Source organism: Stenotrophomonas sp. CASM114 (assembly GCF_049384325.1).
GTDB classification, from domain to species: domain Bacteria; phylum Pseudomonadota; class Gammaproteobacteria; order Xanthomonadales; family Xanthomonadaceae; genus Stenotrophomonas; species Stenotrophomonas muris.
Genome location: NZ_JBMRGJ010000007.1, coordinates 69234 through 85168, shown reverse-complemented (window position 1 = coordinate 85168; position 15935 = coordinate 69234). Strand labels below are relative to the sequence as shown.

The window sequence follows — 15935 nt, the reverse complement described above, 5'->3', positions numbered from 1 at the left end:
GGAGGGGGGCGGCCGCCGATGTCGCGGGTTAACAGCTTATGGTCGGCAGGGCGTGCGCCGGGGTCAAGCCGGACGTGCGTGGCGTTCAGCGCGCCGCCGATGAATGGGCTGGAAGCGCGCCCAACTCATTGATCCAGCAGGGCAAACCTTATAAGTGAGACGGAATTGTCCGATTCTGCGTGACGAACTGTTCCAGCCACGACCCCGACATTTCTCCGACAAATCGTGGAATAGCGAACTGGCGAGTACTAAAATTAACGAAAACTTAGTAACTCCCTGTAACACCGGTTCGCTTGACGCTTTGCGCCACCCACCGGGTCGTCCGAGACCCCGACATGCATCTTCCTGCTCTTCCCCCCTCCTCCTGCGGCAATGATGCCGCCTCCCCGCTGCTGCTCAAGCGCGGCGAACGTTTCCTGGCCCCCGACGTCTACCGCACCTGCCTGGACGGGCGCGAGGCGGTCATCAAGGACTACTCCCGCTACCGCGGCACTCCCGTTTCGCTGATCGCGCGGCTGATGGTGCGCCGTGAAGCACGCATGCTGCAGCGCCTCGGCGGCTGGAAGCATGCCCCCGCGCTGCTCGGCACCCTGGGCGGCCTGGCACTCGGCATGGAGTTCATTCCCGGCCAGACCTTGAGCACCGCGCAGGCCGTCGGCAATGACGTGTTCGAGCAGCTGCAACACGCGCTCAGCCGCCTGCACGCCGCCGGCATCACCCACAACGACCTGCATGGCACCAACGTGGTGGTCAGTGGCGGCGTGCCGGTGCTACTGGATTTCACCTCCGCCTGGCGCGTACCCCGCTGGCTGCGCCGCGGCCCGCTGAGCCGGCAGATGCGCCGCAGCGACATGAAGAACCTGCTGAAGATCCGCCAGCGCGTGACCGGCCAGGCGCCGAGCGCCGCGCAGGCCGCACTGGTGGCCGACCCGGGCTGGGTCGCCGCCGTGCGCCAGGGCTGGAAGCGGTTCTACAAGTGGGCCAAGCGCCGGTAGGGGTCGAGCTCGCTCGACCGCGTTACCGCTCTTTGTAGAGCCGAGCCCGCGCTCGGCTGCTGTTCCTGCATCGCGCGAAATGCAGCCGAGCATGGGCTCGGCTCTACAACATCCCGCCGAGCGGGTTACAACGCGTCCGCGTCCAACTCGCCGGTACGGATACGCACCACGCTGCCCAGGTCGTACACGAACACCTTGCCGTCACCAATCTTGCCGGTGCCGGCGGCCTTCACGATGGCCTCAACCACCGCCTCCACCTGGTCATCGGTCACCGCCACTTCCAGCTTCACCTTCGGCAGGAAATCGACCACATACTCCGCGCCACGGTACAGCTCGGTGTGGCCCTTCTGGCGACCAAAGCCCTTCACCTCCGTCACCGTGATCCCGGTGACCCCACGCTCGGCCAGCGCTTCGCGCACGTCGTCGAGCTTGAACGGCTTGATCACCGCCATGACCATCTTCATCGTCTATCTCCTGTCTTCCGGCGTGGAGGATAGCGCCTGAACGCGGCCCGTGCGAAGCCGCTGCGGCCTGTCCGGGCAGTGGGTGCCAGCAGTATCCTTGTGCCCGAATGGCCTGCCCGCGCCGGATGCACGGGCCCACCCCCACGGAGCACCCCATGATCGACCTGAACCAAATCGATGACCTCGCCCGTCGCCTCAGCGACCTGGTGCCGCCGGGCCTGCGCGAATCGCGCGAGGAACTGCAGGCCACCTTCAAGAGCGCGCTGCAGGCCGGCCTGGCCAAGCTGGACCTGGTCACCCGCGAGGAGTTCGAAGTGCAGCGCGCCGTGCTGCTGAAGACCCGCCAGAAGCTGGATGCACTGGAAACTGCCGTGCGCGAGCTGGAAGGGCGCGGCGCCGCAGAATGAAAAAAGGAGGCGCACTGCGCCTCCCGTTTACAGATTATTTCCCGGATGGGCCCTTGCAGCAAGGCCCACCGGACGCCCTAGACTCGCCGGCCTGTCGATCCGGCAGCACAGAGAGGGGCAGCAGCGATGGCGCAGGACACCGATTGGACACCCGTTTCGCATGACACCTGCGACCAGGTCGCCGGGCCGTTCTATCACGGCACCCGCGCTGATCTGGCGGTGGGCGAGCTGCTGAGCGCGGGCTTCCGCTCCAACTATCGCGACAGCGTGGTGATGAACCACGTCTACTTCACCACGATTGCCAAGGGCGCCGGGCTGGCTGCGGAGATGGCCCGCGGTGAGGGGCGGCCGCGCGTGTATGTGGTGGAGCCGACCGGGCCGTTTGAAGACGATCCGAATGTGACCAACAAGAAGTTTCCCGGGAACCCGACGCGGTCGTATCGGAGTGCGCGGCCGTTGCGGGTGGTTGGGGAGATTGTGGAGTGGGAGCTCTACGACCCGGAGTTCGTTCGGCAGTTGAAGGCATTTGTTGCTTCGGGGAGTGGGGAGATCATCAACTGATGGCCTGCTGGCGCTGGGCGTTGCGCACTTCTTCATCGGCTTCATAGATGTCCAGCCCGAGCTCAATGCCGCGCTCACCCAAGGCGAGTAGCGCGCGAGGCGAAAGCGAGACACCACCGTTGCTGCTGCCCATGAAAAGACCGCAGAACAGATCAGGTCGGAAGCGTGCCAGAGACTGCCATACGGCGAGATCGCCGGTGAGCTGATCGAGGATTTCGAAGATCTGAGCGTCCAGATCTTCAGGCTCACGACGCTCCGCATCAAGTTGCCAGCTTCCAGTCCTGGCGATACGCACGGTGCCTGATTGGTTGCCTCTGAGTTCCTGCCCCTTGTGATGCGATGCGGTTGGAGTGGATCCGAGCAAGGCACTGACTTCTTCGGGCAGGAGGTCGTCTCCGAGGAATCGGAGGGTTACCAGGGAATGATCGAATGCGGCCATGGTAATCCAGTTGTCCTTTTCGGAATGTATTCCAGTGCGTAGGCCTCGTTGATGTCAGATTCCGGCCGGAACCGAACGACAGCAGCTTCAGAATAGGCCGAACCGGGGGAATCGGCTTGGGCTCAAACGGAGAGCTGGCCGGTCCCTACTTGAACATGTCCAAAAAGCCCAGCCGTAAAAATCATCAAGCCCCATCCGGAAGGCGGACCTGCGCCGCGCATTCTGCCGCAACGGACGCAACCGATGTGCCCTTCAGTCGTGAAAGTGCCGCAAGCGTACGTCGTTCATACGCCTCCGCGACTCCCGGATCTGGCTCGATGAACGGCGATGTGCAGATGTCCTCGAGCTTGAATCCCTGGGTGGTCAATGCCAAGACCCGCTCAGGCGCTTTGGGCAATGCACGGGCTACCGCGTAATTGATGGATAGCGAGGCACCCGCATCTGAAAACGGCTTTAGCGCAGCCGCAACCTCGAGCCATGCACGATCGCCTGACTCGATGCCAGAGGTGATCTGCCCAAACTCCCGCTCGTGCTGCCACAGGTCCCAAAGCACCTTGCGCCCCCCTTCGTTGGCAATCCGATTGAGCACGGCGTGTGACGAAGGGCTATCCGCTGCGACTGCAGCTGGACTGGCAAGCGCAAGCACGAGTAGGAGCACTGCCATGTTTCTCATGGGACCTGACTCCCTGGTGGATGGATGGACACTTGGGTCCGGTCATACGACCTGCCCACAAAGCACCATGTGGCGTGCTTTCCCCTGATACAGCGCGACCCTAGGGCGGCTGGGTTCGGCCATCAAGCCGGCGCATGGCCAGATCCAGGCATAGGATCAGACGCCCCGCGAAATCCACGTTCAAGACATTTGGGCCATGTCCGCTACGGGTCGCTGGCTGGTCAGTGATCCACAGGAAATACCCTGCGCGAGCCAATGTCCGCTCTCGGCCAGTGGTGGACATTCGCGAACGCCATGAGTTGAGCCGCGAAGTGCTTCAGATCGAAAGAACGCCCAGCATCGACCAGTAAGCCTCCTTCTCGTACGAGACACTCTTGCTGTGCCAGTGATTGCCGCCCCTTAGAGCTTCGTAGTGCCCGATCTCCGTGCTGGACAAAGGGCGCCAGCCAGATCCGCGGCGAAAGCCGCTTGCGACCTCGACGCCAAGGGGGAAACTGGAAAGAGCATTCTGCTGCGCTTGCGCCAGAGACTCGCCGTTGGCTCCGCCGGTGGATGTGGGGTTGGCAAGTTGCACTCCGTCATCCTCCCAGTTGCAGATCGGACATATGGCATGGGACCCGTAGACGTCTTCCAGGGTCAGGAAGCCACACGATGGACAAGGCAGATCGATCATTGAGAACCAAGAACCTCAGGTAGACGAATCACTGGACTGGCAGGTGTCGCGTAGGGCTGAAGGGGACGAACGTCCGCTTCGGATCGAGAGCGGCCTCTAGCATTCCGGGTCGCGTTGTCTGGCGCCGGCACGTTTGCATTCAGCCAAGAGCGGGCATCAATCGCAAGAGCCTTCTCTGGGCGCGGTTGCGCTACTTATAGCAGAAGGCGCGCACGACCTTTCCCCTCTTGCCACCCGTGGTGCCAGCATCAAGGAACAGATGGTTGAAGAGCACCCACGGCTTGAACAGCGAGCACACTGGCATGAATCCCGAGAAGATCACCTTGAGCTGGGGCCGGAGAATCGAGAAGTCCTTGTTCGGCCCTCTATGTTCCTGTCGCGCGCCCCCATCAATGCGCAGCCTGCGCCTTCAGCGCGCTTGAATCCCTGCGCAGCAGGTACAGCGCAACCAGGAACGGCCACAGCGAGTTGATCGACGAGAACAGGCGCTGTGTCAGCCCCCTGAATCCCTCCGGATCCGCCCCCACCACGTTCAACCAGAGATAGACAATCCCCGCGATGCTCACCACAGCGGTCACGGCGTACGCCCTTCGGTTGGCCGACCACGCGCTCAGTTCGATGTGCGACATCGCCGGTGCAATGATGTTGGCGATACCGATGGTGTAGAAGCCGTGCATCGGATGGCCCATGGGCCAGAGCCCGTTGGTCAGCATGGAGATGCCAAAGATCGCCCAGCAGATTGCGCCTACGGCAATCCGCCGGCCGGACTCCCGCCATATCCCGATGGCAAACGCCACGAAGCCCACGCCGGAGCCGAGGGCGGCGATCCTGCCGCAGATGCTTGCAAGCGTGGGCGCCTGCAGCAGCTCGCTGGCGTGCTGCGCAAGCGGGTTGTAGCCCGGCGCGAGCACGGCGGCAACGCTGGTCCAGAACAGGAACCACGGAAGCGGGAGCAGACCCGCGCAGAGAAGCAGTCGGCTGCGGCGTGACACGTATAGTGGTCCTTGTTTGGCCTGCGCCAGTGGGTGGAATCCGTTCAAACACCGCAGAACCTTCCTGATCGGGGCAGGGTGGCTCCGGCTGACTACAGAGGTAGTCACCTTCTGCGCGACGCCCTAAGGGGTCAATAGGCAGAAAGTCACTCATGCCCGCAAGCGATGCAGACAACAACCTCATCATTCTGGTCCAGCCTGAGCGTCCACCATCTCTGGCTGTAAAGTCGACGTGTCCCATGCTCAGGTTTGCCATGTCCGCCGTCGACCAGAATGACATTGTCGGTGCACAGCACGAAGTGCAACAGCTTCTTGGCCGTTGCATTCTGCGACTTCAGCAGTGCGAGCAACTGATGAAATCCATGCTCGCCTTTCAGAAGTTGTTCGGTACGCCGGAAACACTCCCAATGGCTTTGGACAAGCGCAAAGCAGAGATCAGCGGCAAGACCATGGGGGTGCTGGTAGGTCACCTGACTGCCGAATGCGTGGTCAAAGAGGGCAGCGAAGCCCCTGGCGGCCCATCGGGTTACGACAGCAATTCAAGCTTCGTCGCTCTGCACATGGGGCTAGAGTTTCCAGAGCAATCCCATGCAACGCTGCAAGCCGACCTGCGCGAACTGGTGAACCTCAGGAACGTGCTCGTTCACCACTTCATCGAGCAATACGATATCCAGACTGTCGAAGGATGCCTGAAGGCACAGGCTGCACTCAGCCGTTCCTACGCTCAGATCGACCGCCAGTTTCAACGGCTGCGTGCACTTGCGGCAGATGTTGCGCGGGGAGCGAAAGCCTTTGCGGAGCTGGTTCACTCTCCCCAGTTCCATGAGTTTATGGTCAACGGCATCGCGCCTGATGGGCAGATCCATTGGCCGCTCACAGGTATTGTCAGTGCGCTGAGACAGGCCTTCCGAGAACGGGCGATCGACGGCTGGGTGAGTGTGGACACAGCCGTTCGCTGGGTAGCAGAGCACCACCCGGAACAAACCCCCAAGAAGTACGGCTGTGCCCGATGGCGGCACGTCATTCACGAATCTCGTCAGTTCGAACTGCGCCACTTCGCGCACCACGGCCAGTTCGGGGCTTGGTTCCGCGAGCGGCCAGATTCGACTGGCTAGCCAGGCGCCGCTATTGGTAGTAGCAATACGCTTTCGCCTACCAAGTGCTGTCGCATTTGCCGCTCCCTGCGTCTCTAGCGGAAGGTTCTGACGACTCCGTTCCAGAAGTGCCGCTGCGCCAAGCACGCCAAGGCTCTCGCCGCTTCCGGTGCTATGCGACAATGCCAAAAGCGTCTCGGGTTTTGGCGGCATTGCCCCCCACCCGTTGGAATTCCGAACAACAGCAGGTAATCGTTACTGCGCCACCGTGCATCGGTGGTCGGGACTCGAAAGCCCGTTTTGTTGGGAAGTAGTTTGCGCTTGCCAGCCGGCACCACCGCGCGTGGTGCCGGCTGGCAATCCGTCTGCCGGCTATGGCGGGCGGGGCGTGGGGGTCTTGTACCCGCCGGTTCCCAACATCCGGTTTTCGAGCCACGCTCTGCCCGCCACCTTTATCGGTGGCGGCGTCCGCCTGCATGCACGGAGCCCGCCGTGACCACGCCGCACTCCCCTCCCCCACGCCCGATCCAGCAAGCGCCCTCGGCCGCTCCGGCCCTGGCCCCCAACAGCCTCATCGCCATCCTGCACGCCATCGGCGCGGGCGCTGCGGCCGACGGCCAGCCTTGGCCCGAGCGACACCCTCTACGCAGCCGGCAGATGCAGTTGTCCGACGCCGACTGCGCGCTTACCGGCCAGCGCATCGTGCAGGAGATCCTGCTGGCGGCCGAGCGCACGCGCCAGAACGGGGAGCCGGAGCAGTACGTCGGCGACCGGGTGATGGAGGGGCTGGTGATGGCCGATCTGGCGCTGACCGCCTTCATCCACGAGCGGATGCGACCCAAGGAATGAGCGCGCTTATGGCGCGGACCTTTCTGCCTGTGTGCGGGGTGACGAATGAAGATGCACGGCCTTGCCGCTGCGATGGTGTGCATCGCGGTGATCGGCGCGATGTGGGTGGAGTGGCCCGAGCCAGCGGGCGATCAGGTGTGGGCCTACCAGAAGCTACAGCCGGCCGATTACCGCCTGCTGCACAGTGATGCACTCGGCTTCGTGACCGCGAAGGCCCACGAGGGTTTTGAACTGCACACGCGCCATGCCGGGGCGACGTCCTTCGAGATCCGCTGCAAGGGCGTGCTGGTGATGGAGGTGGAGAACGCGCCCTCGCGCGTGCTGATCCGCATGCCTGCCGATGCACGCTGGCGGGCACCGGATATCGAACGTCTGCGCATCAGCTTCGAGCGCTGGCTGGATCTGCACCAGAGCCAGGGGCGGTTGCTGGTGGAAAGTGCGGGGCCTTCGTGGGTTGAGACGCGGTTTGGGCGCTTCAATGGGTTGGTGCTGGATGAGCAGCGGTGCCTGCTTGGGGCCCCAGGCCGCCGCCAGCCCGATCCCACCAACTACTTCAGCGCTGAAGTGCCATCGTAGGCTGACGCTCACAGTTGCGCTGTGCCTGCACCGCAAGGGGCGCAGCAACTGGTCAAGGGCCAAACCCCAGTGCCATCGCAACCACTTTTCCATCCCGGACGTAGAAGCAAATGCTCGATCCACCTTCCGAGAACCCACAGGTGCGCTCGACCTTGAAGCCCCCCAGCGTTGCCTGCTCTGTGTCCCTCGGGCCATACCCGCCTGCTGCGCTGGCAGCCTTGGACGCCGGGTCACCCATGGCAACGCCTTTCAGCTTCACGCCGCGCAAGCTCTCGGTTCTGCCTGCAGCGGGTTGCCCCGCGCTGATCGATGAAACGCGGATCTCATCGATGGTTCGGAACTCCGGAGCGACGTCAGGGTTGGAGGTCATCAGCACCTCCCATCGGGTGGTGGGATCCAGGTACCTGCGCCGCATCAGTCCTGCCGTGTCCACGACCATCTCGCCATCACCATAGCGGCGCAGGACATCCCGCTCGCTGTAGACATGCGGGATGAAACTTCCATCGCGGAAGGCTTTCGATACAAAGTCCACACGTGGACTTCCTGCGGGAAAGCCTGCAGCCGCAGGCAACATACCCAGCGCAATCAAAATGAATCTGCGTGTCTTCATGACAACTTCGTCCATCCATCTGAAGGAATGATCACAGGACATTGGTGACTCATGCGCGGATAGCCCATTCCTTCCAGAGGCGTATCACCATTCCGGGTGATAGCAGTCCTTGTACTCGTCTTGAATCAGTCCTTGGTTCACATAGCGCCCCTGACTGGTCCTCAGCACGTCCCGCGCGAACCTCAAGGCACCGTCAACCGAATCAAACGTCCACTCGGTACCAAAGGGATGATCCGGATCCACCGCCTCGAACTCGTACACGTCGATGAAGCCAGGCGCTCCATTGTCAAACACTTCGCAAAGACGAACCCTCCAGGCGTTCAGATTGGCCTGCTCAATGGAGACAAAGCGAATCACACGCTGATCCAACTCATATCGATCGGGGAGCAGCTGCTCGACATCGCGGCCCGCCGAAAGATTGCCTGTTACATCCAGAACACAAAGATAGCGCTGCAATGGCCCCCCATTCCGTTGAGAAAACTGACCAGCCAACAAGCATCGGTGACTTCCGGAGCGACTAGGACGCCTCGCCCGAGGCATAGTGCCATGCACCCGACGATTGGCCGTTGTAACGGCTATCGATGTCCTCCAGCCATACCTTCAGATCCATCAGAAACCTTGCATGGTCGAAGTCCTTGAACTTCACCCTGCCCAGTTGCTCCGCCAACTGCTCAAGCAATTCGCGGGAGACATACCGCATTTTCTCCTTCATCGAGAGCGGAACGATGGTCGGCAGGTCAAGCATCACATCGGTATAGAACTCCGCCTTCTTTCGTCGAAACTGCACTCTTCGCTTGAAATCCAGCTCGGGATCTCGACACACGAAAAGCAATGCCACAGAAGCCACTTCGTTCCCGTAGCTCCTGGACTCGAATGTGGCGGAGCGCTCTACGTAATGACTTTTTATCCTGCCAACATGCGACTCCCAGTCGCAGTCCGCCACGAAGTTCAGTTTCATCAGTCCCACGCTCCATGTCAGTGCTGCGCGCGCATCCCGCACCTATTCGAGCAGGTCGTGTAGATCGATGCCAGACGGATTCGCCAGGCGCTTCTCGCGACCCACTTGGTGAAGCTCGAAGATGCCTTTCTCTGAATCGATGACACGGGTGCCATCAAGCACCGCCAGAAACCCGAAGACCGCCGAACGGGCAGCTTCACCGGCAACGGCTCGCAACATGTCGGCTTCTACAGCGGACAAGCTGTTGAACCATTCGGACCGTGCCAACAGGTCTGGGGCCACCCGACGGCCCGGTGGATACGCCAGGTTCGAGATCGTACTACCCACGGATGATTCAAGCACATAGCGCTGGATAGCGGATACAAATTCGTCAGCTTTCATACCACTCCCCCGGCTTCGAAAATGAGCCGGAACACATTCGCCTGTCCGGACCTACTGCCTCTTGTCCCCGCTCAGCCCGCCTCTCGCAGGCAGTGCGGCACAGCATGAACTCAATCCCGTCCAGACGAGTTCAGATCAAGCGGAATACCCTCCGCAACACAGATTTTCCGCAACGCGGCCTCCAGCTTGCTGCCGTTTTCCAACGTTTTCAGTGTCACTGCAATCCCACCAGTGATCCCAAGCTTCCTCTGTGCACTTTCGGAGAGAGACAGCTCAAGCTCCATGCGCCGCAGAGAGATATGCACCAGACCGCCATAGCAAGGCTCAAGACCTCCACCGACCTCGATATGGGCGTGCGCCATGCCCAACTCTTCGTCCTGGTCGTCATACGCCTTCGCGTTCTGCAATACCACGTAACGAGACGGATTCGTCGAGCTGTCGGCCAAGCCAACTACGATGCAGTAGTCATCTTCCTCCATGGAAACGACTTCGGCCTTGAATCTGTACATTTCCCGGGTACTCCTGACATGTGGAAAACTCAATGTCTACTCCGCCGCTGTCCTGGTGCCGCTCTCAGCACGCAGGGTCGCATCGTTGTCACCCTTCCAGCCCACCTGGGTGCCACTCGCCCCGCCTGCGAGCCCATCCGTACTTTTGTCTGTTCGCCCGCCGCTCGATCATCAAGGACGGCGCCAACGTCAGGGGCGGTCTGTACTGACGGAAACCGAGCCGTCTTCCAGCAGGTGGACGCTTACATATGCGTCTGGCGGAGGTGTCCGATCGATCGACGCCCCTGCGGGGAGAATGTCCCAACTTGTGATCGGGCCGCAGACTGTCCTATGCACCAATCGGCGACTATCCAACCCTCGCTTGGCAAGCTCGGCCACAACTACTTCAGGAGGCTGGCGGTCGAAGCCCTTGTAGGCTGTGCACGTCTCTCCCGTCTGGCCAATGGGATACGTTGAACTCTCCACCTCATCCCGGCACCCCGGCAGGCCCATGGCGAGCGAGAGGGCCATCAGTACTCGAATGCACTGCATTTCAGCTCGCTCCTTTCCTTCACTGCCCTGTAGTACGCCTTGTCTGACGCAAGACCTGCGAGACCGCCATCCCAGAGCCGCGCTGCACAGATCATTTGCCCTCGATGCGCACGCTGCGCCCTTTGCAGGCAGAAATACCCCGAGACGCATTGCCGGCAAACCCCGATAGTCCCACGCAGATTACCTGCCGCATCATCAGGCGTCTTTCTGCAGGAATCCACACATGAGCCTGGCGCTGGTCCACAGCCGTGCCCGCGCCGGGGTCGATGCCCCGCTGGTGCGGGTGGAAGTGCACCTCTCTGGCGGCCTACCCGCCACCCAGATTGTCGGCCTGGCCGAGACCAGCGTGCGCGAATCCCGCGAGCGCGTGCGTGCCGCGCTGCTCTGTGCACGCTTCGACTTTCCGCAGCGGCGCATCACGCTCAACCTCGCGCCTGCCGACCTGCCCAAGGAAGGTGGGCGCTACGACCTGGCCATCGCGCTGGGCATTCTTGCCGCGAGTGGCCAGGTCGATCCGCAGTCGCTGCTGCAATACGAGTTCCTGGGCGAGCTGGGGCTGACCGGCGAACTGCGGCCGGTGGCCGGAGCGCTGCCTGCTGCGATTGCGGCGGCTGATGCCGGCCGCATCCTGGTGGTGCCGCCCGGCAATGCCGCCGAGGCGGCGCTGGCCGAGCACGCGGATGTGCGCGTGGCGCGCACGCTACTGGAGTGCTGTGCCGGTCTGGGCAATCCGCGCCTGCTGCCGCCCGTGGAGCGCGTGGACACGACACCGTTGCCCCTGCCCGATCTGGCCGACGTGCGGGGGCAGGCGCATGCACGGCGCGCGTTGGAAGTGGCGGCCGCCGGTGGGCACCATCTGTTGTTGATCGGCAGCCCTGGCTGCGGCAAGACGCTGTTGGCTTCGCGCCTGCCCAGCCTGTTGCCGGATACCGAGGAAGCCGAGGCGTTGCAGCTGGCCGCGATTGCCTCGGTGAGTGGCGAAGGGCTGGACCCCAGACGATGGCGGCAGCGGCCCTTCCGGGCACCGCACCACAGTGCGAGCGCGGCGGCATTGGTAGGCGGCGGCAATCCACCCTGCCCCGGTGAGATCTCGCTGGCCCATCACGGTGTCCTTTTCCTTGATGAGCTTCCAGAGTGGAACCGCAGCGCGCTGGAGACCCTGCGCGAGCCGCTGGAATCCGGCCACATCCGCATCGCCCGCGCGGCACGCAGCGTGCAATATCCGGCGCGGTTCCAGCTGGTGGCGGCGATGAATCCCTGCCCCTGCGGCTGGGCCGGTGACCGCAGCAACCGCTGCCTGTGCAGCGACGAGCGTATCAACCGTTACCGTGCGCGGGTGTCTGGTCCGTTGCTGGACCGTATCGACCTGCATATCAGTGTGGCCCGTATGGACGCAGTGGAGTTGCGGGAGAGCACGCCGCTGGGGGAGCCCAGTGCGGCGGTACGTGCACGGGTGGAAGCCGCCCATGCCAAGCAGCAGGTGCGTGGCGGGCTCAACGCGCATCTGCCGCCGGCGGCACTGCGGGCCTGTACCCGACTGAGCGAGGCAGATCAGGACATGCTGGAACAGGCCATCGAGCGCCTGCAGCTGTCGGCGCGGGCGATGCACCGGATTCTGCGGGTGGCGCGCACGATTGCCGATCTGGCGGGTTGCGAAACGATCCAGACGGCGCATCTGGCCGAGGCCATTGGCTACCGGCAGTTGGACCGCGGGAAGGCGAGCACGTAATTGCAGCGGGCAGAATCAGGCCGCGTCATGCGGGCACACGTTCAAAAAGATCCGGCAGCCATTCCGGCTTGAACAGGGAAGCAGGCTGTTCTCTCATCTCTTCTACGCGCCACCATTTCCACGCCCTGATCGTGGCATTTTCCTCCTCCGTCCATCCGTCACGCTGGATGTCGGGCTGGTTGGGGCTGCGGACCAGAAAATACTCTTCCAGCCATCGCGCGGGCGTTGATCGGGCGACCGCGTAGACGGCATCGCGCTTTTCCAGCCGCACGCCTATCGGCAGATCCAATCCGGTCTCCTCCCTGAGCTCACGCCGTGCGGCGTCCGCATATCCCTCCCCGGGCAGAAGCTCCCCACCCGGTGTAGCCCAGAAGGGAGCGTGGTGTTCATCGTGATATCGGAACAGCAGCACCGCATCCTCAGCAACGATCACAAGGCGTGCAGATCGTCTGATTTCCATCGTTTCCCGTCCTTACCGGCCCGCCCCAGAATAGGCCAAAAGCAGGCGGACCGAGATAAAGCCATCAACGCGTGTCGATTCCTGGCCAGTGATTCACTTTCCCGGCGTGGGCGCTTGTCGCCGGACGGCAACGGACGCCATGCGGCGGCTGACAAGGCCGAAGAGGTCCTGCAGTTCGGCTGCGCGCTCGGGCGTGCTGTTGCTACCGAAAAGCACACGCGCCAGCGCGGCTTCACGGGTGTCATGCGGGAACCGCAGGCGGTCCCGGTACACCTTCTGGCACACCAGCCAGGCCCGACGCAGCCCGCCGCCGGGCAGTGGGCGGACCACGCGTTCGTAGACCTGCCAGAACTGGTACTCGCCCTGCAAGTCGATCGCCGGCGCCACGGAAAGCGCCGGCCGGGGCCGTCGTGGGCCGCCGATGCCGAACAATCGGGTTGGCGGGGTGTGCTGTGCCATGCCAACAGAATGACCCAGCAACATTGTGGGAACCTTGCGTCGCTGCCAGAAAACCCCTGTTGTTTGCGCAAGGCGGGCTTCCGGGCGGGTTTTGGGGGTCGGATCCCTTTGCGCAGCAAAGGGCTCTGACCCCACCCTCGCTGCCTCAGAACGCCATCGAGGTACTGAACATCAGCTGCCGTGGCGCGCTGCGCTGCAGGGTCTGGTAATCCCCCGAGAACGACGAGCCGGCGATGGTGGCGGTGCCGATGTTGTGGCGGTTGAACAGGTTGCTCACGTCCAGCCGCAGCTCCAGGCCGGGCACGGCGCTGTCGGCACCGAAGCGGTAGGCGGCATAGGTGTTGACCTGCCAGAACGTCGGCACGCGGATGTCGTTCTCGTAGGTGAAGGGCTGGCGCAGGTACGAGGTGCTGGTGGCACCAAAACGCCAATCGCCGAAATGCGCCGACAGGTCGCTGACCAGCGAGATCTGCGGGTAACCCGGCTGGGCGTTGCCCTTGATCGGGTACACCGTGTCGCCCACCACGAAGTCACTGTCGTAGTAGGAACGGGCCACGGCCACGCCCTGGTAGAACTGCAGGTGGTCGCTCAGGTCGGCGGTGATGCCAAGGTCAGCGCCGATCACGTGCATCTTCGGCATCAGCCGCACGGTGTTGATCTGCGCGAACTGGGTACCGATGGCGGCCGACAGCAAGCGGTTGCGGATGTCGTTGTAGAACACGTCGCCGGTGATCGTCAGCCGGTCGAAACGATGCGATGCGCCCACGGTGAGGTTCCAGTTCTTCTCCGGCCGCAGCGTACCCGCCACGCGGTCAAACTCCTCCTGGTCGGTGATGGTCCACGCCGAGGCGGTGTAGCCGATGTTGCCGCGCTGGGCCACGCGGTAGCCGTTCATGGTATTGGCCAGGTCGATGAAGGCATCGGTGGATTCGGTCGGGCTCCAGAACAGCGAGACATGCGGCAGGAAGTTGCTCTTCGCGCGCAGCGTGCCGTTCACCGGCCGGTCCTTGGCATCACCGAGGCCGCCACCGCTGGTGCGGAAGTCCACGGCCTTGAAACCAACGCCCAGCTTCAGCGTGTCGTTCAACACGATGTCGTCCTGCAGGTAGAACTGGCGCGAGCGGGTCACCCAACTCGATGCGTTGTCGGTCTTGAACGCGGGGCCGTACACATCGAACGGACCGGTGGCCTTCAGCGGCGGGCCCTCGCCCAGCAGCGGCTGCTGGTACCACTCGGTCTTGGCCGCGGCCTTGCTCTTCTCCTGCCAGAAACCGGCGGTGAAGGTGTGCGCGCCGGTCTCGAACTGCAGATTGAGCATGCCGCCCAGCCGGTTGAGGCGCGGGGTCTGCACCTGTTCGGAGAACGGCGCGCCGTTGGGCGACGGCACGTTCGGGTCGGTCAGCGTGGCCTGGGTGTGGCTGTTGGCGTTGTACAGCTGCACGTTGCCGCTCAGCGCCGGACTGATCTGGAAGCGGTGGTTGATCGAGGACACGCGGTCACGCGTGCTCTGGCCGGTGTCGTAGGGAATAAGCCCGGACAGTTCACCACAGGTATAGGCGCCGCAGGATTTGTCTGCGTTCTCCGGCGAGGCCACGTAGTACGCCCAGGCGTAGTCCGGGTAGAAGATGTCGGCCTTCCAGCCCAGCTTGCTGATCATGTCGAAGGAAATGTTGTTGTAACCCCAGACCTTGGCCTTGCTGTCGGACAGGAACACGGTGACATCGCCCCAGGCGACGTCCTGCTGCAGCTTCAGGTCGCCGCGCAGGAAGTTCTGCGTGCCCTCGCCCTGGTACTTGTCGGCGGACACGCGCTGCAGGTCGACCAGCACTTTCGGGCCATGCTCACCGAGCTGGCCGGTCTGCCCGGATACGGTGGTGACCAGCGTGCTGTTGCTGCCCACGCCCTGCTTCACGCGCAGGCTGGGCGTGTCCTGCAGGTCGCGCAGGCGGTATTCCAGGCTGCCGCCGTTGACGCTGCTGGAGAACACGCTGACCGGTGCGCCACCGGGGCTGACCGTGATCGCGCCGATGCCATCGGGCACGCCCACGTTCACCACGCTGGTGCCGGTGAGCGAAAGGAAGCCGTTGTCGTTCAGCGGCACGCCTTCGAAGGTGATGCCCATTTCGTTCATGCGGAAGCCGCGCACGAACAGGCTGGTGGCGGAGATATCCAGGCCCAGCCCATCGGTGGCGGTATAGCTCGCGCCCGGCACCTGCTTCAGCATGGCCAGGCCGTTGTTGCCGGTGACCATCGCGTCGAGGTCTTCGGCCTTGATGATGTAGCGGTTGGGACCGACCACCTGGGTCGGTGCCACGGCCGCACCGCGCGGCGTGGCGATGACCTGCAGGGCGTTGAGCGTGGTGGGCGTGTCGAGCGCGGCGTCGTGCGTTTCTGCGGCGTAGGCAGGTGCAGTGGTGGCCGCGATGATGGCCAGGGCGAGGCGCGTCGTGGGTGGGGTGTTCATGGCGGTAGATCCAGGGTGCAGGGAGAGAGCCGCGCAGGCGCACGCCCAGCGCGTTGCAGCGCCGGTGTCGGCGCCCTGGCTGGCGGTGCGATTGCGTTGAGAGAGCGACGG

20 protein-coding genes are annotated in these 15935 nt (G+C 63.2%); 7 read left to right on the top strand and 13 right to left on the bottom strand.

Annotated features, from left to right (window positions below):
* Positions 1 to 335 precede the first annotated feature (335 nt).
* Complete coding sequence (locus VG566_RS09815) at positions 336 to 995, top strand: RIO1 family regulatory kinase/ATPase (protein WP_032958814.1); 660 nt, start codon at positions 336 to 338, stop codon at positions 993 to 995.
* A gap of 125 nt (positions 996 to 1120) precedes the next feature.
* Here the strand turns inward: VG566_RS09815 and VG566_RS09810 are convergent, their stop codons facing one another.
* A complete protein-coding gene (locus VG566_RS09810) occupies positions 1121 to 1459 on the bottom strand; it encodes a P-II family nitrogen regulator (RefSeq protein WP_005411374.1) in 339 nt (112 codons plus the stop codon).
* A gap of 155 nt (positions 1460 to 1614) precedes the next feature.
* Between VG566_RS09810 and ubiK the strand changes: the two genes are divergently transcribed.
* Both ubiK and arr read left to right on the top strand, forming a co-directional pair.
* Positions 1615 to 1866, top strand: a complete 252-nt coding sequence (gene ubiK / locus VG566_RS09805) for a ubiquinone biosynthesis accessory factor UbiK (protein WP_005419983.1) — start codon at positions 1615 to 1617, stop codon at positions 1864 to 1866.
* A 126-nt stretch (positions 1867 to 1992) separates the two neighbouring features.
* Complete coding sequence (gene arr, locus VG566_RS09800) at positions 1993 to 2427, top strand: NAD(+)--rifampin ADP-ribosyltransferase (RefSeq protein ID WP_241884485.1); 435 nt, start codon at positions 1993 to 1995, stop codon at positions 2425 to 2427.
* Here arr and VG566_RS09795 read toward each other — a convergent pair.
* From VG566_RS09795 to VG566_RS09780, 4 genes are all read right to left on the bottom strand, one after another.
* Positions 2420 to 2866 carry a DUF4279 domain-containing protein gene (locus VG566_RS09795; protein ID WP_032958811.1) on the bottom strand — a complete coding sequence of 149 codons (447 nt, stop codon included), beginning with the start codon at positions 2864 to 2866 and terminating at the stop codon, positions 2420 to 2422. The two genes, arr and VG566_RS09795, sit on opposite strands and share 8 nt — an antisense overlap.
* Positions 2867 to 3050: 184 nt before the next feature.
* Entirely contained in the window at positions 3051 to 3539 is a 489-nt protein-coding gene (locus VG566_RS09790) for a hypothetical protein (RefSeq protein WP_164166540.1), read from the bottom strand.
* 316 nt (positions 3540 to 3855) lie between these two features.
* Positions 3856 to 4212 (bottom strand): CPCC family cysteine-rich protein, encoded by a 357-nt coding sequence (locus tag VG566_RS09785; RefSeq protein WP_032958808.1) that lies wholly within the window; start codon positions 4210 to 4212, stop codon positions 3856 to 3858.
* A gap of 389 nt (positions 4213 to 4601) precedes the next feature.
* On the bottom strand, positions 4602 to 5204 hold the full coding sequence (locus VG566_RS09780; protein ID WP_164166542.1) for a DUF998 domain-containing protein: 603 nt from the start codon (positions 5202 to 5204) through the stop codon (positions 4602 to 4604).
* 254 nt (positions 5205 to 5458) lie between these two features.
* On the opposite strand from VG566_RS09780, the gene VG566_RS09775 reads away from it, so the two are divergent.
* The 3 genes from VG566_RS09775 (at position 5459) to VG566_RS09765 (ending at position 7723) form a co-directional block, all read left to right on the top strand.
* Complete coding sequence (locus VG566_RS09775) at positions 5459 to 6319, top strand: OST-HTH/LOTUS domain-containing protein (protein ID WP_164166544.1); 861 nt, start codon at positions 5459 to 5461, stop codon at positions 6317 to 6319.
* Between the two features lie 471 nt (positions 6320 to 6790).
* A complete protein-coding gene (locus VG566_RS09770; protein WP_049407996.1) occupies positions 6791 to 7147 on the top strand; it encodes a hypothetical protein in 357 nt (118 codons plus the stop codon).
* A 45-nt stretch (positions 7148 to 7192) separates the two neighbouring features.
* Positions 7193 to 7723 carry a hypothetical protein gene (locus VG566_RS09765; RefSeq protein ID WP_049407998.1) on the top strand — a complete coding sequence of 177 codons (531 nt, stop codon included), beginning with the start codon at positions 7193 to 7195 and terminating at the stop codon, positions 7721 to 7723.
* Positions 7724 to 7775: 52 nt separating this feature from the next.
* Here the strand turns inward: VG566_RS09765 and VG566_RS09760 are convergent, their stop codons facing one another.
* From VG566_RS09760 to VG566_RS09740, 5 genes are all read right to left on the bottom strand, one after another.
* Complete coding sequence (locus VG566_RS09760) at positions 7776 to 8333, bottom strand: hypothetical protein (RefSeq protein ID WP_241884484.1); 558 nt, start codon at positions 8331 to 8333, stop codon at positions 7776 to 7778.
* An 84-nt stretch (positions 8334 to 8417) separates the two neighbouring features.
* Positions 8418 to 8789: a hypothetical protein gene (locus VG566_RS09755; protein ID WP_241884483.1), complete on the bottom strand. Its 372-nt coding sequence runs from the start codon at positions 8787 to 8789 to the stop codon at positions 8418 to 8420.
* A 61-nt stretch (positions 8790 to 8850) separates the two neighbouring features.
* On the bottom strand, positions 8851 to 9291 hold the full coding sequence (locus VG566_RS09750) for a hypothetical protein (protein WP_049441965.1): 441 nt from the start codon (positions 9289 to 9291) through the stop codon (positions 8851 to 8853).
* 42 nt (positions 9292 to 9333) lie between these two features.
* Positions 9334 to 9672, bottom strand: coding sequence for a hypothetical protein (locus VG566_RS09745; protein WP_241884482.1), 339 nt, complete (start codon positions 9670 to 9672; stop codon positions 9334 to 9336).
* Positions 9673 to 9782: 110 nt separating this feature from the next.
* Complete coding sequence (locus tag VG566_RS09740) at positions 9783 to 10181, bottom strand: Imm10 family immunity protein (RefSeq protein WP_111190760.1); 399 nt, start codon at positions 10179 to 10181, stop codon at positions 9783 to 9785.
* A gap of 754 nt (positions 10182 to 10935) precedes the next feature.
* On the opposite strand from VG566_RS09740, the gene VG566_RS09735 reads away from it, so the two are divergent.
* On the top strand, positions 10936 to 12441 hold the full coding sequence (locus VG566_RS09735) for a YifB family Mg chelatase-like AAA ATPase (protein WP_014648717.1): 1506 nt from the start codon (positions 10936 to 10938) through the stop codon (positions 12439 to 12441).
* Positions 12442 to 12466: 25 nt separating this feature from the next.
* Here the strand turns inward: VG566_RS09735 and VG566_RS09730 are convergent, their stop codons facing one another.
* The 3 genes from VG566_RS09730 to VG566_RS09720 all read right to left on the bottom strand — a co-directional run bounded on the left by VG566_RS09730 (position 12467) and on the right by VG566_RS09720 (position 15824).
* A complete protein-coding gene (locus tag VG566_RS09730) occupies positions 12467 to 12901 on the bottom strand; it encodes an NUDIX hydrolase (RefSeq protein ID WP_032958800.1) in 435 nt (144 codons plus the stop codon).
* A gap of 93 nt (positions 12902 to 12994) precedes the next feature.
* Positions 12995 to 13384 (bottom strand): hypothetical protein, encoded by a 390-nt coding sequence (locus VG566_RS09725; RefSeq protein ID WP_164109675.1) that lies wholly within the window; start codon positions 13382 to 13384, stop codon positions 12995 to 12997.
* A 121-nt stretch (positions 13385 to 13505) separates the two neighbouring features.
* Positions 13506 to 15824 (bottom strand): TonB-dependent receptor, encoded by a 2319-nt coding sequence (locus tag VG566_RS09720; RefSeq protein WP_241884481.1) that lies wholly within the window; start codon positions 15822 to 15824, stop codon positions 13506 to 13508.
* Between the last annotated feature and the right edge of the window lie 111 nt (positions 15825 to 15935).